Origin of the sequence: Vagococcus salmoninarum, assembly GCF_003987495.1 — a bacterium.
Lineage (GTDB): Bacteria > Bacillota > Bacilli > Lactobacillales > Vagococcaceae > Vagococcus_D > Vagococcus_D salmoninarum.
Map to the genome: position 1 here is coordinate 34,621 of NZ_NGJU01000010.1, position 26,469 is coordinate 61,089.

A 26,469-nucleotide genomic window follows, 5' to 3' on the forward strand; every position below is an offset into this window, starting at 1 on the left:
ACTCATATGAATGTTTGGAATAAGGGAGAAAGATAAAATGAATCCATTAATCGAATCAATCACGAAAGAACAATTACGTAGTGATATTCCAGCTTTTCGTCCTGGGGACACTGTACGTGTTCACGCGAAAGTTGTCGAAGGTACTCGTGAGCGTATCCAGTTATTTGAAGGTGTTGTTATTAAACGCCAAGGAGCTGGAATTAGCGAGACTTACACAGTCCGTAAAATGTCTGGCGGTGTTGGGGTAGAACGTACGTTCCCAGTCCACACTCCTCGTGTTGCTGAAATTGAAGTTATTCGCTTTGGTAAAGTTCGTCGTGCGAAACTTTATTACATCCGTGAACGTCATGGTAAAGCAGCTCGTATCAAAGAAATGCGTCGTTAATTCAACGTTATTGTTTGAGCAAAGAACCCTTGAGAAATCAAGGGTTCTTTTTGTGTTGTGTCGTTATATTGTTTAGGGGGAATTGATGCTTTAACTTTTTTTACATATAGTAATAACAAGCATCGATTGACCTTAGATCACATAACAAATTTGTCATAGCTAATAAAAAAAGACTCCAACAAGAGTCTTTTTTTGAAATTTATTTGACTGTTAGTCGATATGTAGAAACGGAAACAGGAACTTTCTTCTCGATCAAAGCTAGTCTAGAAAGAATCTTTGCGCTAAACAAGCACTTGAAGTTAAGTGACTCTAATTATTGTCTTTAAATAATTCTTCATTGGCTTCCTTGTAATAGTCAGGATTAATGTCGTCAGTTACTTTTTTTCCTAATAAAGTGGCATAACTAGCGCCGATGCCTAAGAAGCCTAAAACAAGTGCCACAGGGACGTAAAAGCTTTTCTTTTGATACCATTTGGACTTTTCCATAGTAATCACCTCTTTATCTTGATTAACATGATGGCGGTAACTTAATTCTTACAAGTTAGTCACGATTGGAAAATGCTCCTTTTCAGATGGTGAAATGTTAGAAGGGACTGATTTGATTCTAAATTCAAGGGATGACTTTATAAAAAATAGCAGAATCAGTCATTTGAATTACGATGAATCAGCATCAGAAGGATTAATTCTTAGTTAGTTACCTTCTTTTTTAGAAAGTAACTCCCAATATGAACAATATGAGCCGAAAAATATTTTTTTCTTCAAAAATAAAAACAGGAAGAGATTCAGGTTCTTTAGAACCCTTATCAACCTACGAGGAGTTCTATTGGATTCTAGTTAAGGAACATAACTGGCAGATTATTTATGCTGGCTTTTTAAATTAGAGATTGAAAAAGCCTCGTCTACTGATTGACGAGGCAGGAAAATCAAAGAACAAACAGATGTTTTTTATAAATCTTAGTTGGATTGTCAAGATCATAAGCAATTTCTAGCCGATGGCCGATGTCGTAGGTCATCGGAACTTGAATGGTGTTTTCAGAGTTATAGACTTTTCCATCAATGTCATAAGCAAAAGTCGCCAACTTAGAATTCACAAAGGAGACATCTTCTGGTAGAACAGTGTCAAATGCAACAATCCTGCCAATGATTGTTTGCCTATTTTTATTCAGCATATTATCCCTTCTTTCTAATCGTATTATACATCGTTTATAAAGGATTGTTAAATGAAAGGGTTGTTTTAATTTTTTTGAATGATTGTTAAATAGTTATTTCGAGAGAAAGGGACTCAAGGTAATCATCTGGGTTATCGGTCAAAATTTCTGGGGTCCAAAAAACAAAATCGGTCAGTTGTTCTAAATTGTTAGGTAAAAGTCTTAATTTGTAATCTTTAATCGTAGTTGAAGTTCCTGGCTGAAAGGTACTGGGCCATTTAACCATGCCAGATTCATAAAAAATTTGAATTTGTTGCCGCTGATCAGTAACGACGTACTCAAACCCTGGATAATCAACACTCTCTTCACGATTGTTAACAGCGGTAATTGTTAATTCCAAATAATAAAAATGAGAATCTTTAAAAAAAGAAAGCAAGTAGGGGTCATTTTCTTGATAAGTGCTAGGCATCTCTTCTTGAGTGACTTTAATGTGATTAATCGTTAAGGAAAAGTCTTCGTAAATTTCGATAGTTTTATTAGGGTTGCCAGATTTTATTAAGGTTTTTGAAAGAGAATCCGGTAGGGGCTGTAGGTCAGGAAAACGATCAGCTGAAGACTCTTGGTGGGGACTTTGAGAGGAGCTAGTTAAAGTATGTTGATTAACTTCCGGCGAAGATTGGGTACAGGCTGTTAAAAATAGAGCTATTAAAAGTAGCAGAATCAGCTCTAAATAAGTGTTTTTTTTCATAAAAACCTCATTTCTATTAAGGGGGGCTGACTAGTTGGACTGTAAAAGTAATTGGTTGAGCGATAACGACTTCTGAGCGAGATTCTAAAGGCCAAGTTGTAATGGAAAGCTGACTGAGTGTGGTTGGAAGCTCAAGTTCAAGTTTGCCTTCAAAAGGCATTAGGGGAAGACTAGTTTGAGGTAAGCTAAGCTGGTAATAAGGGATTTCTAAAGGTGTTTTAAGCTGAAGAGATTGACTATTATGACTTAGTTGGATGTTTTGAAAGCCTTTGAAAAGAATTGGTTCTGTGTGATTGTTTTCTAAACGGCCGCTGAAAACTAATGATCGATAGCTGTCATTGTCAATATAATTTTTCAGACTATCGTCATGATCCAAGTAAGCAGCTTTTAAATTAGACGTGGTAATGATTGAAACCGACTCAAGTTCTAAGGTAACTTCTGGCATTAAAGTAATCGTTTCATTAAGGTCATAACGCTGGAGGATAGTCTCGATAGACTCATCATATAAGTTAGGGCGAGTATCACCGACTTGGTTAAAAGCAAAGCTGTCAGTTGTTGGTCGTTCTTGAATAGTTTCCAAAGTGGCTGAAGTTTCAAAGGAAGAACTGGAGTTGCTCAAAATACTGGACTGAGAGGGCTGGGAAGTAGTGCAAGCAGTTAAGAAAAAAGTTAGAGCTAGGAGTAATAAAGAGTGGCAAAATGAGGTCATAGTTGTTATCCTCCGATCTAAAAAAAGCTAGTGACAGTTGTCCAAAGAGCTTGATTAGGCATAGTTTACCATAGCTATTAGACTATGGGGAAGGGATTTATTAGAAAATAGCAAGTTTTTTTCAAATAGTGAAGTGGGCGGGAACGGTAATTAAGTCAAATTAAAAAGTCCCGTGTGTTTCCATAACTAAGAACTGCGGTGAGGCCCTTACATATTAGCAACCTGTGCCAATCTAACCTTTAGAGGCATCTTAATGATAGTTACAGAATTTTTAGTAAGGGGCCTTATCTTAAATACAAAATATTAAAAATAAGTCTTAAATCTTAAACGATATCGAATTAGTTATACGAAAGTGTTCGTTGTGGTATAATTAAACATCGTTAAACGAACTAAAAGGAGAGAGAAAATGAAAAAGATTATTTTATGTACCGTTGTCATTTTAGGATTAGCAGGTTGTGGCAATAAAAGCAGCTCAGAAGAGGCAGTCAACGAAATAACACAACCCTCAATTGAATCGACAGAAAAAGATGAATTAGTAGCAAGGGAATTCAACGTTTACACTATTCCTTATGAGCCAAACCAAGAAATTGATCAAGGGGTCTTAGTTGGCGAAGATATTTATTATGTTCTAAATGATAGTTCAGCTAACAAGAGCAGCATTTTAAAATACAATCTTAATAAGGATGACTCTGAAATTATTATTGATTACGATACTGAGGCTTCAGAGTTGCAAGTGATAAAACTGTATCGGTTAGGGAGCTATCTTGTTTGGGACTTAGGAAACGACTTTGAACAACAAAAAAACATAGGCTATTTAGACACTAATATGAAGGAACTTGAGGTAAAAACTCTTTTTCCTTTAGATGATAAAACGAAGATTACTAAGTATAATGTGTTTGAAAATCAAATAGCAGTGGATTACAGTATCGAAAACGATAGTTCTTTTATGGCTGTGTTTGATTTGGAAAAAGCTGGAAAAACACTAGAAGTTGGTGAAGTGTTTGCTAAAGACGGTGTTTACGATAAATTATTTGCTAAATATTTTAACAAGTCCCCAGGGGGAATAGAAAAAAATCTGTCTAATCACCAATTTTTAACAGGTTCTAGTATTGATGACAATAAAAAAGACGTACTCCAATTAAGTAGTAGTCTGGAAGGCACAGTGCTTCAGTGGCCAGGATTAAAAAATTTGAAAATTGACCAAGGGGCAATACTGCCTAATCAACAAGTTATCACCATAAACTATGATAAAATAAGTGATACTGATCAATTTGCGCATTTCAATTTATTTGATTTTGCTACTCAAACAGTGACAGAATTAAGTTACGACATGGGAGAAAGCTTTCAAATTGAAAAAAAATTGTATGCAGGGAAGGATTTTTTCTTATTTAGTGATTTTGTAGCTGGTAATAATGAAATTTACCTTGGAAAAATCAACAATCAAGAGTTAGTAGTTCAACAACTTCAAAGTGGGCTTAAAAACAGTCACTCTTTAAAAATGTTTAATGACAGTTCGGGAGATAGTTATGTGTTAACCTTTGATGATTTTGACAATAACCAAGGAAAATTTTTAATTTTTGAGGCAAAAGATGTATTTCAATAAAGAGCGAGAAAGTTAGGATTTAATTTGACGACAAGCTATTGAAGCTAGAGGCGTCGTTCCGCCGATTTGGTTTAACAAGCTATCCACGTTAGCGACGTAAGCAACATCGGCTAACTCAAAAGTAATCGGTGATTCCTGACTAGTGAAGCTTAATTCCAAGTTGTTTTTTTGAGCATAATGTTCAATCGAAGTACAAATTAGCGAGTCTGTCAGTAAGGTCTCTTCTTGTTGATAAGGTTCAATAAACAAGACGGGAGTTGTTAATAAATCTTTGGAAAGTTTTAAAATATTTTTCATAGATAGGAACTCCTTTAAATGATTTTCTTTTATTATAACACGTCTAAAAAAAGCTTAAATCAGCCTAAAGCCGTAAAATAGTCTAACAAAAATGGCACAGCCAAAAGCTGAGCCATTTTTTTATTAGGTTTCCTTGAAAAAGATTTAGTTAAAAACTAGCAGGTGGGTCGGTTCTTCAGAGAAGGTTGCGACAGTCGTTAATTCTTCAGAGCTGAGATCAACTAAAAGCAAGCTCTTTGCTTGTGGGTCAGTCACTAGTAGCCCCTGATTACTCAACCCAAGACTAGGCTGTGTCCCGCCATGACCACTTGGGGCCTCAAAAGGTTGGAGGACGTTGATTTTCTGACTGACAACTTCTTTCACTAAATCAATGACATAGATATTTCCGTCAAGACCAAGGACATAGCCTTGTTGACTACCATCGTGAATAAAGCCAGACAAGTAAGGGGTTCCTAAGTCAACTTTACTCAGCTGCTCTTCTGCTAAGTTAATAATTAAGACGTTGTTACTTAAAGCAGGTGTTTCTTGGCTGCTGTAATTACTTAACAAGTAAGGTGAATTTGAATCACCAACTAGTCTGCCGACCCGAGCCTCAGTGTCAGGCAGGGCTAATAAGGTGAAGGATTCTTCCTCTTCCGAAAACAATCCAACATGTTCTTCACTACCAAAAGCCATGACTTCTTGACCGTTAGCACTGCCGACGGCTTCGCCGTGAATCCCTTTTAAATGTGGTGTTAAAATAGTTTTATCGCCGTCCTCAGTAAAAAGTCCTAAAGTGTCAGGCAATCCTTCCTCATCGTTAGCCAACGTTCGAATCACACCACCATTACTTAAAGGGAGGGCCACGCCGTGATGGGGACTATCGGGAATTAGTAACTCAGCTTCAGGGAGTTCAGTTGCTAAGAGGGCCGCGGCTGAAAAGACCTGAACCTCTCCTGTGCCATCAAAAAAGATGGCTGACTGCTCCTTGTGATTAACAATATGAGTAGGTTTCTCACCAGTAATTTCGTAAGGCAGTAATTCTGGAGGCTGAGTATAAAAATGGAGATGATCGCCGTGATCTTCGTACCAAACACCTAGATCTAGGACTTTAACGCTATTTTCCTCACGGTTAGCCAAAAACGCTAGCCGTTCATTAGGCCCTGCTGATAGTTGGGGGGCAGTGACTGAGAAGTTGTCAATGGCAATGAAATCATCTGTTTCATAAAGGGAGACTGAATCATCAAAAGCAATGAGTAGTCGTTGTTCAAGATGACTGACCTCTGTTGGCTGACTGCTATTAACAGTCTCTGACTGGGCGGGAGAGCTATCCTGAGATTTTTCTGAACCGCAAGCGACGAGGAAGAAATTTAGTGCCAAGAATGAAAGTAGCAAAAGGCGTTTGGGTAACTCAATCTTAATCATTCATCACCATCCTATATTATTAAACGTGATCATTACGTTTTAGTTTGTAACGTCATTAATTTATCATAATTCCCTAAATATTGTCAAATAAAAAAGTAGTCTAAGACATAGAAAGGTCACACAAATTTCTGGAAATAATAGTAGTAAATAAACGTTTTCTTAGCTACAATTACCTTAGATAATAAAGTGAGGGAGATTAATGAATAAACAACCAACAAAATGGCAATTAAAAATAATCAAATTAATGAGAGGAAGGTATGGTCACTTAGATCAACTGAATCGACATTTGTTAGTATTAGCATTCGGCAGTATGATAATTAATTTATTTTTCAGTCATTACTTATTGATGCTGCTGATGTTGCTTAGTGTCTTTTTAGTCTATTATCGAATCTTTTCAAAGAAGATTTATGTTAGGGCTCAAGAAAATCAAAAATATCAAAGATGGTGGCAAAAAATAAAGCAACCATGGGCGTTAACTAAAAGTAAATTGCTAAATCGCAAAAAATATCGCTACTTCAAATGTCCAGGGTGTAAGCAAGATGTGCGGGTCCCCAAAGGTAAAGGGAAAATAGCGATAACTTGTCCGAAATGTCACCATAAATTTCAGAAGAAAGTCTAGAAAAACAGGCTCTGTGACGATAAAGTCACTGAGCCTGTTTATTTTTGTGAATTGAGAAAGCTGACAACAGAAGTTAAGTATAATTCTGGGTCAAATAAAATGGAAGAAAAATGAGGAGCCTCTTTCACGATAACTAAGTCATTAGGCCCTTGAGTAGCCGCTTGATTACGTTTGCTCATTGCTAAAGGTACAAAAGTATCGGCGTCACCGTGAATAAATAAAATTGGCAACTTGTTTTTTTGTAATTGTTTCTCAGCTGAGGCATCGTATATATTAAATTTTAAACGTGCCCGAGTGATTAAGCTAAACATGCCGACAATTGGCACCCAAGTTGGGACTTTAAAGGCGCTACCTAATAAATAGTTAAAAAGATCTTTGATTGAGGTGTAACCACAATCAGCGACAATTCCTTGAACTTCAGGTGGTAGGACTTCACCACTGGCCATTAAAACTGTAGCAGCCCCCATGGAATCACCCATTAAAAAGACTTTTCCAGGTTTTTTCTGATTAATGATGTAATCAGTCCATGTGAGAACATCTCGTCGCTCTAACCACCCCATAGTAATAAAACGGCCCTCACTTTCACCATGGGCTCTTTGGTCAACAATGAGACAATTATAGCCGGCTGTAACTAAGCGGCTTGCAATATAGCCCATATCAATCAGCCCACTTGTTCGATAACCGTGGAAACATAAGACCCACTTATCGCTATCAGTCTCACTATAGAAAACTCGGCCATGGAGAGTTAAGCCATCAAAAGACTTTAAATGATGATGTTCCGTTGAGGTTTCCCAAAAAGCGGTACCTGTTGCTAACTGGAAAGCTTCACGCTCAGTAATTGCTGAATCATGTTCAGCATCAATATCAGTATTGACTAAACTATGGGCCACATCATCGAACCAAGTGTCTTGTCGGTCTAAGATGCCTTTAAAAAGAAAGTTAGCAGCGTAGTACAGCAGGCCAATAATTACTAGTAATAAAAATAGGCCAAGTATTAGTAATAATTTCATAAAAATCCCTCACATTCAAAGTTTAAGTTGTAACAATAGTATAACACAGACCTTCTATTTACTATGTGTTTTATATACACTGAAACCGTGCCATGGTATCATTAAAGGACTAAAGAGTGGAGGAAAAGATTATGGAAGAAAAAAAGCAAAATAGTTGGACAACTGCCATTATTTTAATTTGTGTTGCAGCAACTCTCAGTAGTTTAAGTCAAGTTTTCTGGAAGTTAGGAGATATGACAACGATTCAAGGGATTTTAATCTTAGTTTTAGGACTATTAATTTCAGGTGGTGGCATGGTCTTGATGATGATCGCCTTTCGTTATGGTGAAGTGTCAATCTTACAACCGATGATGAGCTTGGGCTTTGCCTTATCTATCTTTTTTGGGAATATTTTTTTTGGCGAAACAATTACAACGAATAAGATTATTGGCACGGTAATTATTATTATTGGAGCGGCCCTCTTAAATACTGAAGGAAAGAAAGGTGAGGTCTAATGAATTGGTTTTTAGGAATGATCTTACTACTAGTCACAACTTTAACCGGTAGTGTTGGGGCTTTGTACTTAAAAAAAGCCATGGATAATATGCCAGAACTAAGTCTAGGAAATGTCTTACGCTCAGGTGCAGCATACTTAGGACTGTTCTTTTATATTTTAAGTGCAGTGACTAACATTATTCTTTTAGGGGCTTTTGAATATTCGATTGTTTTTCCCATGACTTCCTTAACTTACGTTTGGACAGCGATGATTTCCGTCTTTATTTTTAGAGAACGTTTGTCACTTAATAAAGGGATTGCAATCCTTTTGATTATTATTGGTGTTTTTGTAATTAGTCGTTAGTTTAGAGGGAAATTAGAATATAATAATTTTAATGTTTATAATAACCTGTATTTAAGGGGTTATCTGAGCATTAGTCTTTTAACCAAATAGTAGTATCGTATATAATAGAAGTGTTAGCCGTTGTTATTAAATGCTAGCAAAGAGAATGATGGAGGCTGTTGTGTGAATCAGGAGCGTTTTTGGGGGATTATTGAAGAAGTTATTAGTAAATATCAAGGAACAAAAGAATCTTATTTAGATGAACTAACTTACCAATTAGAAAAGTTAAGTCTAACAGAGGTGGTGTTGTGGGATAATTATTTTGAGGCGTATTTACAACTAGCAGAAAAAGAAAAACTTTGGGCAGGGGCTTTTATTATTAATAAGGGCGATTGCAATGAGGATGGCTTTACAGATTTTCGTTGTTGGTTAATTTCAATGGGAAAAGACTATTATTTTGACATCATGGCACAAGTAGATGATTTAGCCGACTTAATCGTGAAACACCCAGAAAATTTTAGTGCTAAATTTGAAGAAATTATTTATAGTGGTCAAGAAGTTTTTATTAGTAAAGTTAAACGGGACGCTAGTCAGCGAGATCGAGACCCAGAAGCGCTCTATTTTGACTATGTCAACAACTTAGCTTTAGGGGCTGAAGTAACTCATCAACTCGCTTTAGAGCTAGCTTTAGATAAAAACATTAACTTTTCTTGGAATGAAAATTCAACGAAACGCTTTAAACGGGAATTACCAAAGTTATGCCAAAAATACTTAGGGTATTTAAATAAATACGCGATGAAGTATGAGATTAGTGTAGTCAATACGGAGTTTGGCGAAGGCTGATTTGTAATATCAGTCTAAAGTCTGTATTTTAATTTCTCAAAAACAGTTATACTTGTAACACAAAGACAATCTAACTGTAATGTAAATGTCATGAAAGGCAGTTAGCAAAAAACTAGGAGGTCGTTAAGATGAAAATGAATAAGATGGTATTAGGAATTATCAGTGTGGTCGTTGTAATAGGAATCCTTTTTGGAACAACTTATAACGGATTAGTGAGTAAAGAGGCAGATGTTGATGCACAATGGGCCAACGTCGAGTCAAAATTACAAAGACGTTATGATTTAATTCCTAACTTAGTTAACTCAGTTAAAGGTAGTATGAAACAAGAAAAAGAAGTCTTTGGTAACATTGCTGATGCTCGTGCTAAAATGGCAGGAGCTAAAGGGCCAGAAGAAGTTTCTGAAGCTAGTGGCGAACTAGAAGGGGCATTATCTCGTTTATTAGTCGTGATGGAAAATTATCCTGAGCTTAAATCAAACGAAAATGTCCAAACATTAATGACTCAATTAGAAGGAACGGAAAACCGGATTTCAGTTGAACGCGATCGTTACAATGAAGCTGTTAAGTCATATAATGTGGCAATCAGAAAATTCCCGAAATCAATTTTTGCTAGTATCGGTGGGTTTGATAAGAAAGAGTTCTTCGAAGCTGACAAAGGAGCCGAAAAAGCACCAGACGTTAACTTTGACGATGAGGATGACGAGTAATTAGTCAATTAGTATTAAGGGGATGAGAAAATGAGACGTCTGATTAAATATGGGACTGGCTTAGTTGCAATCCTTGGACTACTATTACTTTTTTCACCAGCTAACGTCAAGGCGGAAGTTAAGACAATTTTTGTTGAAGATTATGCAGGGATCTTGAATGATCAAGACAAAATGGCTATTCGTGATTTAAACGAAAAAACCTTTAAAGAGTTAGAAGGAGAGCCTCAGTATGCAGTGGTGACTCTTAAAAACTTAGATAAGTATGGTAGTATCGAAGATTATGCTGAGAAGAAGTTTCAAAAGTTAGGTATTGGTAATGAAAACAGTGACAATGGCTTCTTGTTTGTGATTTCAATTGAAGACCATGACTATCGTTTAGAAACCGGTTATGGTGTTGAAGCTGTTATTACCGATGGCATGAAACGGGACATTGTAACTAGTGACATTGAAGATGAACTTAGAGCTGAAAACTACGGCAAAGCAGTGATGATGATTACTGCTAATATTGAAAAAGTGGTAGTAGAGCGTTATGGTGATTATGCCGCTTCAGTGGCCCAAGTAGATGAATCAAAAGCACGGACCCGCCAGTTTATAAAAATGGTCTTAATGGGGATTATGTCCTTAGGCTTAGTCTTTGTCTTTGGGATTTCCCAACATAATCAGAAGAAGAAAAAGATTCAAAAAGCAGCTGAAAAATTTGTCAGCCCAGAACTCCAAGTCCAATTATACAATAACCCTCGCAAACCCCTTGTTTTAGGGGGTCAGCAATTACCAACGGATCACCGACTTAGAGATTGGCAACTCTCGAAAGCTGTGGCAACAGCCTTGATTAGTCAACCAGCTTGGAAAAACGTTGATGATCGGGAAGAGCTGTTAAAGGAGCAAATTGGGAAGTTTTTTGTGGAGGATGCTGTTGTTAAGTATTGGAAACAGAAACCAGAAAATGCTGAGTATAATTTAGATATTTATTTGGAGCATGATAGTTTTAATTCGTTAGTCGCAACGTATCATCAACAATTCTTCAATCAAACTGTTTTAACTAGAAACCCTTTAAGTGGTGAAGTTGGTTATAAAATCATTAAAGAATTTGTTGATAAGGTGACTCAAGAACATAAACTTGCTTTACAAATTACGGCTCAAAATAAAGCTAAAGTAAAATCGGTATCAGAACAATTTTTAGTCAACAATAATGTCAGGTTCCGAGATACAACTGACCAACGACTAATGGTTGCTTTAATGGTTTACTTCGTTTTAAAAGATCGAAATTTAGCAGACCCTAATTTGGTGACGCAAAACTTAATCGGGCAACCGGAAATCGAAAGAGCTTATGGCTTCGCCCGTAAAAAACGCCAGAGTATTGAAAGAAGCTACCGCAACAAAGCGATTGCTGATTTAGAAAGCATGATGCTCGGGACTTACTTCTTGCAAAGCTCAATGATGTGGTCAAGTTATCGTTCTAGTAGTAGTGGTTCCTCCCTTGGTGGTGGCTCCTCATTCGGAGGCGGCTCATCAGGTGGTGGCGGTTTTTCAGGAAAATGGTAAAGGGAATGCCAGAACAACTCGAATTAAGAGTTGTTCTGGCATTTTTGTTTATAGGTCAGTAATTCGTGCTCGGAGCAAGGCGTTGCGAATAAGCAGACCAACCATGGCAGCCGCCACAGCTTTAATAATTCCTGGAATAATAAAAGCGACTAAACCACCAGATAAAGCGGCACTCCAAGTCAAATTAGCGGCAACTTTTAACCAAGCCATCCCGAATAGAAGAGTAACTAAGGCGCCAGCACAGTTGGCAATGATTGCCCAAAACGTTGTATGCTTGGTTTTTTGTAATAAATAGCCAGTTACTAAACCATTAAAAATAAAGCCGACTAAGTAGCCGCCAGTAGGACCGAATAAGATGGCAATGCCTGAGCTGAAGCCAGCAAAAACAGGTAGCCCGATAATCCCCATGAGGAGATAAATTAAAATAGCAATCACACTATTCAGTGGTGATAAGATAGTTGCAACAATCCCAATGGCAAAAGTTTGACCAGTTAAAGGCACTAAACCAAAGGGTAAAGTAAATTGAGCGATGATCGCGATAATAATGGCGAATTGGGCATTAATAATTAGTTGTTTTAATTTTTTATTTCTCATATGTCACTCCTGTTTTTGTATTGTTAACCGCTAACTATTTTAGGTTAACATTGTTTTTTGGAGAAAGCAAGAAAATAATCAAAAATAAAAAAGGGCCGTGACATCAGTCAACGGTCCTTTGATCTTAACGGAAATTACTAAATTGGAGTTCAATTGGTAAGGGGAGTTCACGGGTTAACGCCATGACCGCCTGTAAATCATCCCGACTTTTGCCAGTGACTCGAATTTGGTCATCTTGAATCGTTGCTTTGACTTTTAGCTTAGAATTTTTAATGGCTGTCGTGATTTTTTTAGAATTATCACGATCAATGCCACTGACTAAGTCACCCGTTTGCCGAGCATTACCACCTAAAGCGTGTTCACTTTTAGAAAATTGGATATTTTTAATGGGTACACCGTGCTTCATTAATTTACTGAAGAGCACATCTTTGACTTGTTCTAATTTAAAGTCATCCTCAGCAACAACAATTAGTTTATCACCATCAAGTTTTATATCAGCGATTGAGCCTTTAAAATCAAAACGGTTAGTAATTTCTTTTAATGCCACAGCTAAGGCATTTTTTACATCTTCCATATCAATCTCTGAAACAATATCGAAACTAGCATCTTTAGCCATTTTATTTCCTCCTAATAATATATATTCAAATAAGGCAGATAACTTCTTATATATCTTAGCATGAAAGGGGTTAACAATAAAGAAACTCGGGAAAATTTTCGTAAATATCCAAAAAAAGGCTATGAATCAGCCGCATAAACTGATATTCTAAGCTAGTGAATAATTTAGGAGGCTTAACATGAAGAGAAGTTTTTTGTGGTTATTAAAAAATGAACTGCTTTCAAAAATTGGGGTTGTAATTTTAGCCGGAATTTTGGCAGCTGTGTCTTTAAATATGTTTTTAATCCCAGCCAATGTTTTTTCAGCTGGTATGAATGGGATTTCTCAGCTAGTTTCAGGAGCCTTTGAGATGTATTTAGGTATTAAAATTGATACTGGTCTATTAATTTTCTTACTGAATGTGCCAATTTTTATTATTAGTTGGCTGAAACTCGGGAAATCAGCGACAGTCTTTAGCTTTTTAACGGTCCTTTCGATTTCTGTTACAACAATGATTATTCCCCAACAAGTTGTTACTGATAATGCTTTAATGAATGCAATCGTCGGTGGTGTCTTAGTTGGTTTTGGGGCTGGTTTATGTCTAAAGCTTGGTTTTACAACTGGTGGTTTAGATGTGATTTCCTTAGTCATTGCTAAAACAACAGGACGATCAGTGGGGAGTTTACTATTCTCAATGAATTTATTAATTATTATTGTCGCTGGCATGATGTATGATTGGGAAGCGGCCTTGTATACGATTATCTCGATCTATTGTTTAACCCAAGTTGTAGATATGATTCATACTGGCAGTCAAAAAGTTACCGCCTTTATCGTGTCTAATAAATCAGAGATTGTCATCAAAGAAATTAAAGAAAATGTTGCTCGGGGAATGACTTTAATGCCTTCCCGTGGTGGATATACTAATTTAGAAAGTACGATGATTATGATGGTTGTCAGTCGTTATGAATTATTTGACTTAGAAAAAGCCGTTTACTCTGTTGACCCTAATGCCTTTATTAACATCACCCCGACTCAAAGTGTGATGGGAATGTACTGGAATGAAGATCAGCAAAAAGCCTTTAAACAAAATCAAGAAAAGGCTTTAAGAGAAAGTTAGCAAGTTCAATCAATGAACTTGTTTTTTCTTTGCTTATTTTTTGAACTATGCTATTCTTTTAGTACATTAAGAAAGAATGAGGGCAAAAGAATGACGTTATTCGGGACTGCAGTATTTAACGAAAAGCAACACCTTGAAATTGGTGGCTGTGACACAGTTGCCTTAGTGAAAGACTACCAAACACCATTATTTGTTTACGATGTGGCTTTAATTAAAGAAAAAGCTCGCGGGTTTAAACAAACATTTGAAACATTAGAGATGCCTCACCGGGTTGTGTACGCAAGTAAAGCCTTTACGTCAATTGCTTTATATCGCTTGTTAGCGGCGGAAGGCTTAGCCTTTGACGTTGTTTCTGGCGGTGAGCTTTACACGGCGCTAAAAGCCGGGGTTGACCCTGAAATGATTGAATTTCATGGAAATAATAAAACACCTGAAGAATTAGCAATGGCCATTGATAGCCAAGTCGGAGTAATTGTCGTTGATAACTTTTACGAATTAAGTGTCTTAACAGACTTGTTAAAAACGAAGAAAACTAGACAAAAAATCTTGTTACGCCTTGCACCAGGAATTGACGCCCACACACATGATTATATTTTAACTGGTCAAGAAGATTCCAAATTTGGTTTTGATGTCAAGAGTGGTCAAGGGGAACAAGCCTTACAACAAGTTTTAAGTACACCAGAATTAGAGTTACTAGGAATCCACTGTCATATCGGTTCACAAATTTTTGGAACGGAAGGCTTTCAAGCGGCGACTGAAAAGATGTTAAGTGTCTTAGTTGATTGGCGCCAACGGTTTAATTATGTGGCAAAGGTGCTTAATTTAGGTGGTGGCTTCGGTGTGGTTTATTCGGAAGCAGATACGCCTTTACCAGCGGCAGAATATGTTAGACAAATCGCCACTATGGTTAAAGAAAGTTGTTTAGCTGAAACCTATCCTTTACCGGAAGTTTGGATTGAACCTGGACGCTCGATTGTAGCTGAAGCGGGAACAACACTTTACACCGTTGGGGCTGAAAAAGTCGTTCCGAGTATTCGCAAGTTTGTCTCGGTAGATGGCGGCATGGGGGATAATATTCGCCCAGCGTTGTATGGTGCTCTCTATTCAGCAGTTTTAGCTAACCGTCATGAAGAGGAAACAGAGGTCATCACATTGACAGGTAAGTATTGTGAATCTGGTGATAAATTGATTACTGATCTTGATTTTCCGAAAGTTGTTCCTGGCGATTTAGTTGCTGTCTTAACGACTGGGGCCTATGGGTATTCAATGGCTAGCACTTACAATAAAAATCCTAAGCCAGCAGTTGTCTTTGTGGAAGCGGGTCAAGCCCAACTAGTTTTACGCCGAGAAACTTTCGCTGACTTGACTCAATTAGATGTGTTTTAAAAACTAGACTTGCTAATTAGCAAGTCCTTTTTTATAACGCTTATTATTTAAAGAGCCGATAGTCTATGATACAATAAAGCCATGATTATGATTGAGGAGGAATATGGAATGATTAGTGTTTACGATCGAGTGATTTCAACAATCCCTGTATTAGAAATAGTTCTCACAGAACGTCAAGGAGAAGCCTTGCCGACTGTGGTTTTTTATCATGGTTGGACAAATGTCAAAGAGCAAAGTTTGATTCACGGGTATGAAATTGCTAAAAAGGGCTTTCGGGTATTGTTACCTGAAGCCATTTACCATGGTCAGCGGCAAGATGACAAACTAACGAAAGAACACATGATGGATTTTTGGGAAATTATTCAGCAAAACATAACAGAATTCCCAATTATTACTGATTATTATATTAAAGCCAAGCTAAGTGATCCTGAACGCTTAGGAGTAACGGGAGCTTCCATGGGTGGGATTACAACCTGTGGCTTACTAACATCGTATCCAGCAATTAAAGCGGGTGTTTGCTTGATGGGTAGCCCTAATTTAACCGCTTTTGCCCAAGGGACAGTCGCAGCCATTGAAGCAGCAGGCACTGTTTTACCAGCAGATACGGCAAGTCAATTAGCCAAATTAAAGAAATATGATCTGAGTCTTAATCCAGGTAACTTAGCTGGTCGGCCAATTCATTTTTGGCACGGCGAAGAAGATCCAGTCATTCCTTATCTTGAGACTTTCGCTTTTTATGAAAAGTTCAAAGGAACTGAAGCTGGTCGGAATTTGAGTTTTACAAGGACTGCTGACGGTCACCGGGTGCCTTATCAGATCTCTTTGGAAACAGCCACTTTCTTTGGAGAACACTTGTAATAATTAAAGACTAGACTTTCTCATTTACAAAAAGCCGAATAAAAGTTATTATATGTGAGAGAGTTGTAAAAGGAGGTAATTAAGATGAGTCAAGAAATAGAATGGACGTCAGAAGAGATGGACGTTATTAAAGAAGAAATTTTAACAGCCTTAGAAACAGTTATTGATCCGGAATTAGGGATTGATATTGTTAACCTAGGTCTTATATATGAAGTTGAATTTGCCACAGATGGGTTATGTACCGTTAAAATGACCTTAACAACGATGGGCTGTCCTTTAGCAGATGTGATTACTGAGAACATCATCGACGCTTTAAAAGAAGTTGAGGAAGTCAAAGAAACAGAAGTCAAACTTGTGTGGTATCCGGCGTGGACAACAGACCGGATGAGCCGTTATGCTCGGATTGCTTTAGGGATTAGAGCTTAAGGATTGCCCAAAAGTGATTAAATGATAAGTCGTAGAACGATTGAACTTTCTAATGTAACTATTAGAAAGTTTTTTTATTGCCTAAAAAAGGATTGACAGCCTCTAGGGAAAATAAAATCAATAATTACTAAAGCCTAACATCCAGCTGTTTAAGTAGTCTTTATAAAGAAAAATTGCTATAATTTAGGCAACTATTTGTTGTGATTGTTTGTCAGAAACCGTCCTGATTAACTTGAAACTTTGGTGACGCTCAAGAGGTCTTGTCTTTAAGTAGAGACCATTGCTACTGATGTTACGTTTTTATCCAAAGGAGTTAAAATGATTACACTTACTAATATTACTAAAAGTTATGATGGAAAAACGATTATAAAGGATGTTACTTTAGAGATGCCTTTAGGCAAAGCTTTAGGGATTATTGGCCCAAATGGCTCGGGAAAAACGACGTTAATCAATATTATGACGAAGAATTTAAAAGCCGACCAAGGACAGGTGACTTATCAGTTTCCTGAAACGGACTTTGCTACTAAAGTCGGAATTCAAATGCAAGATGGGATGTTTGAAGAGTATGTTAAAGTTGGTGAGTTAGTCGCTATTTATTGCCACTTATATCGCTTATCATTGGATGTTGGCGAAAATTTTTTAAGGGAATTTGGCTTGGCAGACTTAAAAAAGACGTATTTGACTAAATTATCTGGTGGTGAGAAGCAAAAAGTGACGATCCTATTGTCTTTGATTCATGATCCTGATTTCCTGTTTTTTGATGAAATAACGACCGGTTTGGATGGTTTTTCAAGAAAGAAGCTACTTGAGTCTTTACTTGAAATTAAAAAAACTGGGAAGAGTTTAGTTCTTGTCAGCCACTACTATGAAGAAATTTGGAAATTATGCGATGAACTTTTAGTTCTTAGTCAAGGTCAAACTTTATTTTATGGCAAGATCCTTAAAATTGCTGATAACTACTCTGATTTTTCAGAAAAAATTGATCAGTTAGTAGGCGAAAGCCGATGAAGAATATCTGGGTTTTTACTCAATTAGAAGTCAAAAAATATTTCCGACAGCCACTAACAATCGGTTTTGGGGTAATTTTTCCAATTCTATGGGCAATGTTTAATGGTAGTTTTTATGGTAATGCCCCAAGTAGTCTGTTTGAGGGAGTAGGAACAATTGATTTTATGTTCCCAGCGTATGTCTTTATGATTATTTTAGTAGCTGGCTTAAGTAGCTTACCTATAGTGATTGCTAAGAACTACGAAGATAAGGTGATTTTAAAATATAGTTTTACCCCACTAAAAAAGCATCAATATTTATTGGCTCTTTATTTAGGTGGCTTTTTATTAGTGATGATTTCAACTTTAACGATGTTCCTCATAAATTATTGGCTATTTGATTTGCAAGTACCACCTATCATCAATTTGCTGGCCTTTCTTTTAGTTATTTTCATCGTGTTTTGCGGCATTGCTAGTTTAGGAATAATCATCGCTAGTGTTATCAAAGGATTGCAAGAAACCTTGTCAATCGCCTTACTAACTTATTTTAGTTTATTGTTTTTATCTGGGGCGACAGTGCCGCTGCCAGTCTTTCCACTAGCTGTTCGAAACTTTAGTGAGACTTACGTGCCTTATACAAAAGTCGTGAAGCTCTTACAAAATATTTGGTTAAATCAAGTGGAATCTGTGAGAGTTAATTTTGTCACTACGATGCTGATTAGCGGAGTGATGTTTTTCTTAGGAATAAAAGCTTTTAGATGGCAACGCCTAGACTAACCGAGGAGTCAGCTCTTAAATATTTAGCTAAGTAATAGTTGAAGGAAAGTTAGTAAAGAGCTATACTTGTGAATTCACGGGGAAAGAGCAGGTGGCTTAAAAGAGTGATCTTAAGTTATGTTTAAAATTAAACTTAGTTTGCAAATGCAAATGCAAATAGAATGGGGAACAAATGGGAAATACAGAATTATTTAATCAAATGGCAGAGAAATATGATTCATTGGAACGTTCAGCAGTTAGTCAAATAATTACAGCACAAATTAAAGCAGAACTAGGCGAATTGCCAACGGGTTTAACGTTAATTGATTATGGCTGTGGGACAGGGGAAGTCGGGTTAGAATTTGTGGCTGACTTCGAAACCGTTTATTTTGCTGATACCGCAGCAAATATGTTAACGGTGGTGGAAAGGAAGTTGGCTTTGGCGAGTGTCACTAATAGTCAGACAGTCCAAATTCAAGAAGGTCAGGATTTAGGAATTAAGGCCGATGTGATTGTTTTAGTCCAAGTGATGCTCCATGTCTCAGATACTCAAGCTTTACTAGAATCCTTATATCGGAGTTTAAAACCAAATGGCCAGTTAATTATCATCGATTTTGATAAAAATCCCTTAGTGACTTCAGATTTAGTTCACAATGGCATTGAGGAAACTGCCTTAAGTCAACTACTAAGTGAGATCGGTTTTAACGTTCCAGCGAGACAGATTTTTTATACAGCGGATTCCTTATTTATGAAGGAAAAAGCGTCGTTATTTTCTTTAGTCTGTCAAAAATAAGAAAAAAGGCAAATTAAATAGGCATCAGGTGAAGTTTGTTCATTCACTGATGCCTACTTTGAGTTCGAACAATCATTGTCCATGTAATTACTCAATCTCCTTAGCTATTTTTTTTTAGTTCAGCGATAGCTTGCTCTATTGTAATACCGTAGCCAATTTTGCTTGGATTTTCAGGGTCGTAAGCCATAAAGACTTGTTTCGCTGTATCTAAAGCAATACCGTATTGCAATGTATTGTTACCGAATGTCATAGTTGTCATATCCATTCTCCTTTCTTAAAACTGTTTCTGAAAGGCGGAAGTTACTAACGGGTCATTCTGTAACGAAATTCCACTATTAATATACCGCCTTTTTCAAAATAATGCAAGTAAAAGCCTTAACAAGAGCTGCATATGATTAAATAACATGATAAAAACTTAATAATTGAATAACTTACAATAGTTTAGTATACTAAAAAAATCACTTCTGTTACGACGTTAAAAAATGTCACAGATGGTCACTTCACTCGGAAAAAGTGGAAGGACTGGGACCTTTACTCTTATGATGGAACAGTCTCCATGTCATTAAGGAGACGAATAAAGGAGGAATATAAATGACAACAGGATTGATACTGCTTGTATTAGCAGTCTTTGTAGGGATATTATTTGGTTTTTATCACTTACAAAAAAAACATGTGAAGTTTTCTTCACGAGTATTTTTAGCTTTAGGTGTGGGGATTATCTTCGGGGTGATTTTACAATTACTCTTTGGGATTGACTCGAAAGTAGTTGTCACAGCGATTGATTGGATTAACTTAGTCGGGAATGGCTATGTCGGTCTCTTACAAATGTTAATCATGCCCTTAGTCTTTGTGTCGATTGTCGTGGCATTTACGAAAATTGAAACAACTAAGAAGCTTGGTAAAATTAGCTTCACTGTTCTGGCGACACTGCTTGGAACAACGGCGATTTCAGCCTTAGTCGGAATTGGTTCAGTCTTTTTATTTGGCTTACAAGGTGCAGAATTTACTGAAGGTGCTACGGAAACGGCGAGAATTGCTGAATTAGCCAGTCGTCAAGAAATGGTTCAAAACCTTTCGATTCCCGAGCAATTAGTCTCATTTATCCCTCGGAATATTTTTGCTGACTTAGCCGGAACTCGAGCGACAAGTACGATAGCTGTCGTGATTTTTTCAGCCTTTGTTGGTGTTGCTTACTTAGGAATTAAGAAGAAAATGCCTGAAGAGAGTGCCTTTTTTGCTAAATTAATCGATGCTCTATATGCAATTGTCATGCGAATCGTGACATTAGTCTTACGCTTAACGCCTTATGGAATCGTCGCGTTAATGACAAAAGTCACAGCAACGAGTAATTATCAAGCGATTCTGAATTTAGGGAAGTTTGTCGTTGCTTCTTATTTTGCTCTGATTGTGGTCTTTATTATCCACTTACTCATTCTTTTAACAGTTAAAGTTAACCCGGTAACTTATCTCAAAAAAGCTTTTCCCGTTTTGAGTTTTGCTTTTACTTCACGATCTAGTGCAGGAGCGTTACCTTTAAATATTGAAACTCAAAGAAATGCCTTAGGCGTTGATGACGCGACAGCTAACTTCGCTGCTAGTTTCGGTTTATCAATTGGCCAAAACGGCTGTGCTGGGGTTTATCCAGCAATGTTAGCAGCAATCGTCGCCCCAACGGTGGGAATCGATGTCTTCAGCCCAATGTATATTTTAACGATCGTTGCAGTTGTCACGATTAGTTCCTTCGGTGTAGCTGGCGTTGGTGGTGGGGCAACCTTTGCTTCCTTAATCGTCTTAGGAAGTCTTAACTTACCAGTTGCAATCGTCGGTTTAGTTATTTCAGTTGAACCTTTGATTGATATGGCCCGGACTGCGGTCAACGTTAGCGATAGTATGTTAGCCGGCGTTGTCACAAGTCGTCGCATCAATGAATTAGATGACGACCTTTTAAATGATCAAGAAGCTGTTGTTAGTTCTGCGATTTAAACTTATGAATGAAGAGTAAAAAGCTACTTTCCCAAAGGAAAGTAGTTTTTTTGATTTTTGGTTCACTTATAGAGAGTTAAATAAGCTAAATGCTAAGACTTATAGAATTTAAATAACGTCAGTGATATAATTAAAGCTTTGGTAAAACGTTATTTAATTGGAGGAGAAAATGGTGGAGAAGATGAAGAAGTACGTTTTAAAAGGGAAAGGTTTTTTTAGAACAGATCGAGGGATGTTATTGTCATTGGTTTTTTTATACCCTTTAGGTTTGTATTTAGTTTTTAAAAAAAGTAAGTGGTCAAAAACGAATAAAATTATCAGCTCAGTCGTCGCGGGACTAATTCTAGTTGTTTTTATGTATAATAATCATTTAGTCGGAGTTGAAGCTCGTTTATTTAACAAATTGATGACAGTTGAAGAAAAATTACTCTTTGAAGAAGAGCAGGTCAGTCGTTTAGAACAAGTGATTGCAGGGAAAGAGACTGACTTAACGACGTTAGTGTCTGAAACGGATGCTTATAAAGCTAAAATGCAACCCTATGAAAAATTGTCTGAAGAAGACGCAAAGAAGAAATTAGCAGATTTAAAAAAAGCTGAAGAACAACGGTTAGCTGATGAAGCGGCTAAGAAAAAAGCCGTAGAAAAAGAGAAACGGGACAAAGAAGCGCAGAAAAAAGCAGCAGCTGACAAAAAAGCGAAGGAACAACAAGCAGCCGAAGCAGAGAAGAAAAGACTTGCTGAGGAAGAAGAAGCTCGGGGCTATGAGACGGGGATTACTTATAACGAATTAGCACGAACGCCAGATGATTTCTTATTTAGCAAAGTTAAATTTGCAGGGAAAGTCGTCCAAGTAATGGAAGGCGCCGATTCCATTCAAATTCGTTTAGCTGTTGATGGCAACTACGATACTATTCTGTATGGCGAATATGAAAATACCATTGTTTCTAGTAGGGTGCTAGAAGACGATTACATCACTATTTCAGGCTTGTCATCAGGTTTAACAACTTATAAATCAACAATGGGTGGAAGTATTACGATTCCCTCAGTCCTGATTAAAGTCATTGAGTAAATACGAACTACTTTCTTAACTGAAAGTAGTTTTTTTAGTTATAATTATCAAAAAAACGCTAAAACACGAACGATAAACAAAGAAACAAAGATAATATACATAAAAAGCTTGTGTTTTCTATTAAGCATGATTATAATATGGTTATGTTGTTGGAAAGCGAAGTATTTATAGGGTGTTAAAGTTTATTGTTCGTGTTTACAACATCAAAAACATCATAAAGGGAGACTTAATTAGTCAAATGGAAAAGTATTTTAAATTAAAAGAGAACAAGACAACAGTCGGTACGGAAGTAATGGCTGGTTTTACAACATTCTTTGCGATGAGTTACATTTTATTCGTTAACCCAGCTATTCTTTCTCAATCGGGCATGCCATTTCAAGCAGTCTTTTTAGCAACTATTATCTCAGCTGCTATTGGTACTTTAATTATGGGATTATTTGCTAACGTTCCTTACGCTCAAGCACCGGGGATGGGCTTAAATGCATTCTTTACTTTTACCGTTGTTTTTGGTTTAGGTTATACTTGGCAACAAGCGTTAGGAATGGTTTTCCTTTGTGGAATTATCAATATTATTATTACTGTTACTAAAATTAGAAAATTAATTATCCGAGCGATTCCTGAAAGTATGCAACATGCCATTGGTGGCGGAATTGGTATTTTCGTTGCTTATGTCGGTATAAAAAATGCGAATTTACTTGGCTTTACAGCTGATTCTGGTGCAATTACTAGTTCAATCGTTGATGGCGATGTTGCCACAAACGTTAATATGAATGGTGGCATCGTGCCTGCCTTAGCCAACTTTAACAATCCAGGGGTTATTTTAGCTTTAATTGGGATTGTTTTAATGATCGTCTTAGTTGTTTTAAATGTTAAAGGTGCGATGATTATCGGTATCGTTGGGACCACAGTTATTGGAATTTTAATGGGAGTGGTTGATCTTAGTACGATTGACTTCAAAGCGAATTCTTTAAGTAGCTCAATCAGTGAGCTAGGCGTGACGTTTGGTGCTGCTTTTAGTCCAGAAGGTCTGCCTTCACTATTTAGTGATAAAGCGAAAATACCGCAAGTGTTAATGACAATTTTAGCCTTTAGTTTATCAGATACCTTTGATACGATTGGTACATTTATCGGAACTGGTCGTCGCACAGGGATCTTCAGTAAAGAAGATGAAATTGCCTTAGAAGACAGTAAAGGCTTTAAATCAAAAATGGACAAAGCGTTATTTTCCGATGCAATTGCCACATCAATCGGCGCAATCTTCGGGACATCAAATACAACGACTTTCGTTGAAAGTGCTGCAGGGATTGGCGCTGGCGGACGAACTGGTTTAACTTCAGTTGTCGTTGCAGGTCTTTTCTTATTAAGTAGCTTCTTCTCACCACTCATTAGTGTGGTGCCAGCTCAAGCAACAGCACCAGCCTTGATTTTAGTTGGGGTGATGATGATGGCTTCCTTTAAAGATATTGACTGGACGAACTTAGAAGACGCCATTCCGGCCTTCTTCGCTTCAATCTTCATGGGCTTATCTTATAGTATTTCAAACGGGATTGCTGCTGGGTTTATCTTCTATGTGATTGTTAAAGTTGCAAAAGGTAAAGTCAAAGAAATCTCACCTATCTTATGGGTAGTGACTGGCTTGTTCGTTCTCAACTTCGTGATTTTAGCGATTCTTTAAAATAAAAGTAAAAGAAAAGACCAGACAAGTTATTTTGTCTGATCTTTTTTTGTGTCTTCAGTTGATTGTTTAAAACTTTGTAATAAAAAGACGAAAATCCCGAAGAAAACAGATTCTAACAAGACTTCTAATAAACTGGAGTGTTTTGCCACACCGGTTATTAGATTGCCGCCGTAAGCAACAATAGTATACATGATCATTCCAATTAAGGAATTGGATAAACGTTTGAGCATAAAAATTCCTCCAGACATCTTTCGTTTATCTCAGTTTACCATGAAAGAAAAAACGAAGATAGAAATAAGAGTGTGATTCATGCTTTACAAAAGCTTTCAGAAAGGCTAAGATAGATTTTAATATTAAAAAAAGGTAAGTTAACGGTGAGAGAACCTTAACTTTAAGCTGGAAGTAGGGGTTAAATGCAGGGAGAAACGTATTCAAAAGGCTTCGCTAGTTTTCAAGCAGGAGTTAGAGCCTGTGTGCCAACGATTTTAGGCTATGTTGGGATTGGGATTGCAGCTGGAGTTGTCGGTAAAGGAGCAGGGTTATCGTTGTTAGAAATCGCCTTACTGTCAATTGTCGTCTATGCCGGCAGTGCCCAATTTATTATTAGTGGCATGATATTACTTGGCAGCCCTTTAAGTGCTATTGTTTTGACAACTTTTTTAGTCAATTTAAGGCATTTTTTAATGAGTTTATCCGTAGCTAGTTTTTTTAGAAAAGAATCACTACTGGCGACAATCGGTGTAGGTACGTTGTTAACTGACGAGTCTTATGGGGTGTTAATGACAGCTATTCAAAATGGCAAAAAAGTTTCTGTCCCTTGGACTAATGGTTTAAATGTGACTGCCTATTTAACTTGGATTATTTCAACTATCATCGGTGGGTTACTCGGTAGTTGGATTCCTAATCCTGAAATTTTTGGCCTTGATTTTGCTTTAACAGCCATGTTTATTGGTTTAATTGTCTTACAAACTGAATTACCTTTAAAACAGAAGGGGAAACAAACAGTGATCACCTTATTAAGTGTCGGTTTTAGTTTATATTGGTTGATGGCGATCTTTTCTGCGGAAATGAGTGTTTTAATTGCAACGTTAATTGGTTGTACAGTGGGGATGGTGTCAGCTAATGAGGATTGATAGCCAGATTTTAGTTATTATTATGCTTTGCGGCTTAGTCACTTGGTTGCCGCGAATTTTACCTTTTATCTTATCAAAAAAAATCGAATTCCCTAAAAAAGTCAATCAGTTTTTAGCCTACTTACCGATGTGTATTTTAACAGCCTTATTTCTTCAAGGGTTGTTTATTCCCAGGGGGAACAGTCTGCCGTCTATCAATTGGGAGACCTTATTTGCTAGTGTTCCGACTTTATTAATTGGTGTTTTGACTAAGAATTTAATGTGGACCGTGATTGTTGGAATTATTTCCATGGCAGCCCTCCGTTTTTTTATGTAGTTTTAGAGGGATTGTGCTATAATGAATTATCGTTTTACAAAGGAGACTGACATGCAAAATTTATTAGGAAATGTTTTCACTGGTTTAATTACAGATGAAAATGACATCGCGTATTTCGTTCAAAAGGACGGCGTAACATTCAAGCTTGCTAAAAGTGAAGGGGAACACGAACTTGGGGCTGCAGTTGAAGGTTATGGCTACGTTGATCAAAAACAAGATAATCGCTTTACAACGGTTATTCCAGCTATCTCACAAGGTCATTATGGTTTTGGGGAAGTCGTTGCGACACGGAAAGATTTAGGAGCTTTTGTCGATATTGGTTTACCAGATAAAGAGATTGTTTTATCATTAGATGAGTTACCAACGATGCGGGAATTATGGCCGAAAAAAGGCGACCGGATTATGGTAGCTGTTAAAATCGATGAAAAAGATCGCATGTGGGCAACCTTAGCTGACGATACGATTTTTAAAGCGATTAGTCGCCAAGCGAAAGATGAAGCTGAATTCCAAAACAAAGATATTACCGTCACTGCTTACCGCTTAAAAGTTATCGGTACATATGTGATTACTGAAGATTTCTATTTAGGATTCTTGCACCCTTCTGAACGTTACATTGAGCCTCGTGTGGGTGAAGTTCTGAAAGCTCGTGTGATCGGAATTGGACCAAACGGCGTCTTGAACATTTCAGTTAAGCCTCGTGCCCATGAAGTAATCTCGGATGATGCTAAAATGATTTTGATGTTTTTAGAAAAATCGGCTGAAGGTAAAATTCCTTTTACTGATAAATCAACACCAGAAGAAATTCAAGCAACCTTTGCGATTTCTAAAGGTCAATTCAAACGTGCCATTGGCTCATTACTAAAAGCCCGAAAAATTAAACAAGAAGATGGCTACACGGTTTTATTAAATAAGTAATGGAAAGAACTTCTGAGGAAGTTCTTTTTTAT

Annotated in this window: 32 protein-coding genes; 21 read left to right on the forward strand and 11 right to left on the reverse strand. The window is 37.1% G+C overall.

The window, feature by feature from the left end; all coding sequences use genetic code 11:
* Positions 1 to 37: 37 nt before the first annotated feature.
* Positions 38 to 385: a 50S ribosomal protein L19 gene (gene rplS, locus CBF35_RS07640; protein ID WP_126779749.1), complete on the forward strand. Its 348-nt coding sequence runs from the start codon at positions 38 to 40 to the stop codon at positions 383 to 385.
* Between the two features lie 309 nt (positions 386 to 694).
* Here the strand turns inward: rplS and CBF35_RS14875 are convergent, their stop codons facing one another.
* From CBF35_RS14875 to CBF35_RS07655, 4 genes are all read right to left on the reverse strand, one after another.
* Complete coding sequence (locus CBF35_RS14875) at positions 695 to 871, reverse strand: hypothetical protein (RefSeq protein ID WP_170174743.1); 177 nt, start codon at positions 869 to 871, stop codon at positions 695 to 697.
* A gap of 437 nt (positions 872 to 1,308) precedes the next feature.
* On the reverse strand, positions 1,309 to 1,554 hold the full coding sequence (locus tag CBF35_RS07645; RefSeq protein ID WP_126779751.1) for a hypothetical protein: 246 nt from the start codon (positions 1,552 to 1,554) through the stop codon (positions 1,309 to 1,311).
* 85 nt (positions 1,555 to 1,639) lie between these two features.
* On the reverse strand, positions 1,640 to 2,281 hold the full coding sequence (locus CBF35_RS07650; RefSeq protein WP_126779752.1) for a hypothetical protein: 642 nt from the start codon (positions 2,279 to 2,281) through the stop codon (positions 1,640 to 1,642).
* 16 nt (positions 2,282 to 2,297) lie between these two features.
* The gene (locus CBF35_RS07655; protein ID WP_126779754.1) at positions 2,298 to 2,990 is read right to left on the reverse strand and encodes a hypothetical protein; all 693 of its coding nucleotides are present in this window, start codon (positions 2,988 to 2,990) and stop codon (positions 2,298 to 2,300) included.
* Between the two features lie 406 nt (positions 2,991 to 3,396).
* Here CBF35_RS07655 and CBF35_RS07660 point away from each other — a divergent pair, with 406 nt between their 5' ends.
* Positions 3,397 to 4,593, forward strand: coding sequence for a hypothetical protein (locus tag CBF35_RS07660; RefSeq protein ID WP_126779756.1), 1,197 nt, complete (start codon positions 3,397 to 3,399; stop codon positions 4,591 to 4,593).
* A 12-nt stretch (positions 4,594 to 4,605) separates the two neighbouring features.
* Here the strand turns inward: CBF35_RS07660 and CBF35_RS07665 are convergent, their stop codons facing one another.
* Both CBF35_RS07665 and CBF35_RS07670 read right to left on the reverse strand, forming a co-directional pair.
* Positions 4,606 to 4,890: a DUF4318 domain-containing protein gene (locus CBF35_RS07665; RefSeq protein ID WP_126779758.1), complete on the reverse strand. Its 285-nt coding sequence runs from the start codon at positions 4,888 to 4,890 to the stop codon at positions 4,606 to 4,608.
* Positions 4,891 to 5,034: 144 nt separating this feature from the next.
* Positions 5,035 to 6,294, reverse strand: a complete 1,260-nt coding sequence (locus CBF35_RS07670; RefSeq protein ID WP_126779760.1) for a hypothetical protein — start codon at positions 6,292 to 6,294, stop codon at positions 5,035 to 5,037.
* A gap of 199 nt (positions 6,295 to 6,493) precedes the next feature.
* Between CBF35_RS07670 and CBF35_RS07675 the strand changes: the two genes are divergently transcribed.
* Positions 6,494 to 6,913: a hypothetical protein gene (locus tag CBF35_RS07675; RefSeq protein WP_126779762.1), complete on the forward strand. Its 420-nt coding sequence runs from the start codon at positions 6,494 to 6,496 to the stop codon at positions 6,911 to 6,913.
* Between the two features lie 38 nt (positions 6,914 to 6,951).
* Here the strand turns inward: CBF35_RS07675 and CBF35_RS07680 are convergent, their stop codons facing one another.
* Positions 6,952 to 7,923 (reverse strand): alpha/beta hydrolase, encoded by a 972-nt coding sequence (locus tag CBF35_RS07680; RefSeq protein ID WP_126779764.1) that lies wholly within the window; start codon positions 7,921 to 7,923, stop codon positions 6,952 to 6,954.
* 131 nt (positions 7,924 to 8,054) lie between these two features.
* Here CBF35_RS07680 and CBF35_RS07685 point away from each other — a divergent pair, with 131 nt between their 5' ends.
* From CBF35_RS07685 to CBF35_RS14880, 5 genes are all read left to right on the forward strand, one after another.
* Positions 8,055 to 8,417: an EamA family transporter gene (locus tag CBF35_RS07685; RefSeq protein WP_126779766.1), complete on the forward strand. Its 363-nt coding sequence runs from the start codon at positions 8,055 to 8,057 to the stop codon at positions 8,415 to 8,417.
* Positions 8,417 to 8,761 carry an EamA family transporter gene (locus CBF35_RS07690; protein ID WP_126779768.1) on the forward strand — a complete coding sequence of 115 codons (345 nt, stop codon included), beginning with the start codon at positions 8,417 to 8,419 and terminating at the stop codon, positions 8,759 to 8,761. Before CBF35_RS07685 ends, CBF35_RS07690 begins: the two co-directional genes overlap by 1 nt.
* A 162-nt stretch (positions 8,762 to 8,923) precedes the next feature.
* Positions 8,924 to 9,583, forward strand: coding sequence for a DUF4240 domain-containing protein (locus CBF35_RS07695; protein WP_170174744.1), 660 nt, complete (start codon positions 8,924 to 8,926; stop codon positions 9,581 to 9,583).
* Between the two features lie 128 nt (positions 9,584 to 9,711).
* Positions 9,712 to 10,290: a LemA family protein gene (locus CBF35_RS07700; protein WP_126779773.1), complete on the forward strand. Its 579-nt coding sequence runs from the start codon at positions 9,712 to 9,714 to the stop codon at positions 10,288 to 10,290.
* 30 nt (positions 10,291 to 10,320) lie between these two features.
* Complete coding sequence (locus tag CBF35_RS14880; RefSeq protein ID WP_170174752.1) at positions 10,321 to 11,832, forward strand: TPM domain-containing protein; 1,512 nt, start codon at positions 10,321 to 10,323, stop codon at positions 11,830 to 11,832.
* Between the two features lie 48 nt (positions 11,833 to 11,880).
* Here the strand turns inward: CBF35_RS14880 and CBF35_RS07710 are convergent, their stop codons facing one another.
* Both CBF35_RS07710 and CBF35_RS07715 read right to left on the reverse strand, forming a co-directional pair.
* Entirely contained in the window at positions 11,881 to 12,426 is a 546-nt protein-coding gene (locus CBF35_RS07710; RefSeq protein WP_126779775.1) for a biotin transporter BioY, read from the reverse strand.
* A 124-nt stretch (positions 12,427 to 12,550) separates the two neighbouring features.
* On the reverse strand, positions 12,551 to 13,042 hold the full coding sequence (locus tag CBF35_RS07715; protein ID WP_126779777.1) for a YajQ family cyclic di-GMP-binding protein: 492 nt from the start codon (positions 13,040 to 13,042) through the stop codon (positions 12,551 to 12,553).
* 178 nt (positions 13,043 to 13,220) lie between these two features.
* Between CBF35_RS07715 and CBF35_RS07720 the strand changes: the two genes are divergently transcribed.
* From CBF35_RS07720 to CBF35_RS07750, 7 genes are all read left to right on the forward strand, one after another.
* The gene (locus CBF35_RS07720; protein WP_126779779.1) at positions 13,221 to 14,138 is read left to right on the forward strand and encodes a YitT family protein; all 918 of its coding nucleotides are present in this window, start codon (positions 13,221 to 13,223) and stop codon (positions 14,136 to 14,138) included.
* Between the two features lie 90 nt (positions 14,139 to 14,228).
* Positions 14,229 to 15,524, forward strand: a complete 1,296-nt coding sequence (gene lysA, locus CBF35_RS07725) for a diaminopimelate decarboxylase (RefSeq protein WP_126779781.1) — start codon at positions 14,229 to 14,231, stop codon at positions 15,522 to 15,524.
* A 108-nt stretch (positions 15,525 to 15,632) separates the two neighbouring features.
* Entirely contained in the window at positions 15,633 to 16,382 is a 750-nt protein-coding gene (locus CBF35_RS07730; protein WP_126779783.1) for a prolyl oligopeptidase family serine peptidase, read from the forward strand.
* 84 nt (positions 16,383 to 16,466) lie between these two features.
* Positions 16,467 to 16,808 (forward strand): metal-sulfur cluster assembly factor, encoded by a 342-nt coding sequence (locus CBF35_RS07735; RefSeq protein ID WP_126779785.1) that lies wholly within the window; start codon positions 16,467 to 16,469, stop codon positions 16,806 to 16,808.
* Between the two features lie 318 nt (positions 16,809 to 17,126).
* Positions 17,127 to 17,816, forward strand: a complete 690-nt coding sequence (locus CBF35_RS07740) for an ATP-binding cassette domain-containing protein (RefSeq protein ID WP_126779787.1) — start codon at positions 17,127 to 17,129, stop codon at positions 17,814 to 17,816.
* A complete protein-coding gene (locus CBF35_RS07745) occupies positions 17,813 to 18,571 on the forward strand; it encodes an ABC transporter permease (protein ID WP_126779789.1) in 759 nt (252 codons plus the stop codon). The genes CBF35_RS07740 and CBF35_RS07745 overlap by 4 nt, the downstream gene beginning before the upstream one ends.
* Before the next feature lie 172 nt (positions 18,572 to 18,743).
* The gene (locus CBF35_RS07750) at positions 18,744 to 19,343 is read left to right on the forward strand and encodes a class I SAM-dependent methyltransferase (RefSeq protein ID WP_126779791.1); all 600 of its coding nucleotides are present in this window, start codon (positions 18,744 to 18,746) and stop codon (positions 19,341 to 19,343) included.
* Between the two features lie 100 nt (positions 19,344 to 19,443).
* Here CBF35_RS07750 and CBF35_RS14885 read toward each other — a convergent pair whose 3' ends face one another.
* A complete protein-coding gene (locus CBF35_RS14885; protein WP_170174740.1) occupies positions 19,444 to 19,602 on the reverse strand; it encodes a hypothetical protein in 159 nt (52 codons plus the stop codon).
* A 332-nt stretch (positions 19,603 to 19,934) separates the two neighbouring features.
* On the opposite strand from CBF35_RS14885, the gene CBF35_RS07755 reads away from it, so the two are divergent.
* The 3 genes from CBF35_RS07755 (at position 19,935) to CBF35_RS07765 (ending at position 24,070) form a co-directional block, all read left to right on the forward strand.
* The gene (locus CBF35_RS07755) at positions 19,935 to 21,326 is read left to right on the forward strand and encodes an L-cystine transporter (RefSeq protein ID WP_126779793.1); all 1,392 of its coding nucleotides are present in this window, start codon (positions 19,935 to 19,937) and stop codon (positions 21,324 to 21,326) included.
* Positions 21,327 to 21,507: 181 nt separating this feature from the next.
* A complete protein-coding gene (locus CBF35_RS07760) occupies positions 21,508 to 22,395 on the forward strand; it encodes a hypothetical protein (RefSeq protein WP_126779796.1) in 888 nt (295 codons plus the stop codon).
* A 238-nt stretch (positions 22,396 to 22,633) separates the two neighbouring features.
* The gene (locus tag CBF35_RS07765; RefSeq protein WP_126779798.1) at positions 22,634 to 24,070 is read left to right on the forward strand and encodes an NCS2 family permease; all 1,437 of its coding nucleotides are present in this window, start codon (positions 22,634 to 22,636) and stop codon (positions 24,068 to 24,070) included.
* Positions 24,071 to 24,099: 29 nt separating this feature from the next.
* Here the strand turns inward: CBF35_RS07765 and CBF35_RS07770 are convergent, their stop codons facing one another.
* Positions 24,100 to 24,303, reverse strand: coding sequence for a hypothetical protein (locus CBF35_RS07770; protein WP_126779800.1), 204 nt, complete (start codon positions 24,301 to 24,303; stop codon positions 24,100 to 24,102).
* Positions 24,304 to 24,486: 183 nt separating this feature from the next.
* On the opposite strand from CBF35_RS07770, the gene CBF35_RS07775 reads away from it, so the two are divergent.
* The 3 genes from CBF35_RS07775 to CBF35_RS07785 are packed head-to-tail and all read left to right on the forward strand — an operon-like array spanning position 24,487 to position 26,437.
* Positions 24,487 to 25,206, forward strand: coding sequence for an AzlC family ABC transporter permease (locus CBF35_RS07775; RefSeq protein WP_126779802.1), 720 nt, complete (start codon positions 24,487 to 24,489; stop codon positions 25,204 to 25,206).
* Positions 25,196 to 25,522, forward strand: coding sequence for an AzlD domain-containing protein (locus tag CBF35_RS07780; RefSeq protein WP_126779804.1), 327 nt, complete (start codon positions 25,196 to 25,198; stop codon positions 25,520 to 25,522). The genes CBF35_RS07775 and CBF35_RS07780 overlap by 11 nt, the downstream gene beginning before the upstream one ends.
* A gap of 51 nt (positions 25,523 to 25,573) precedes the next feature.
* Complete coding sequence (locus tag CBF35_RS07785; protein WP_126779806.1) at positions 25,574 to 26,437, forward strand: CvfB family protein; 864 nt, start codon at positions 25,574 to 25,576, stop codon at positions 26,435 to 26,437.
* Positions 26,438 to 26,469: the final 32 nt, after the last annotated feature.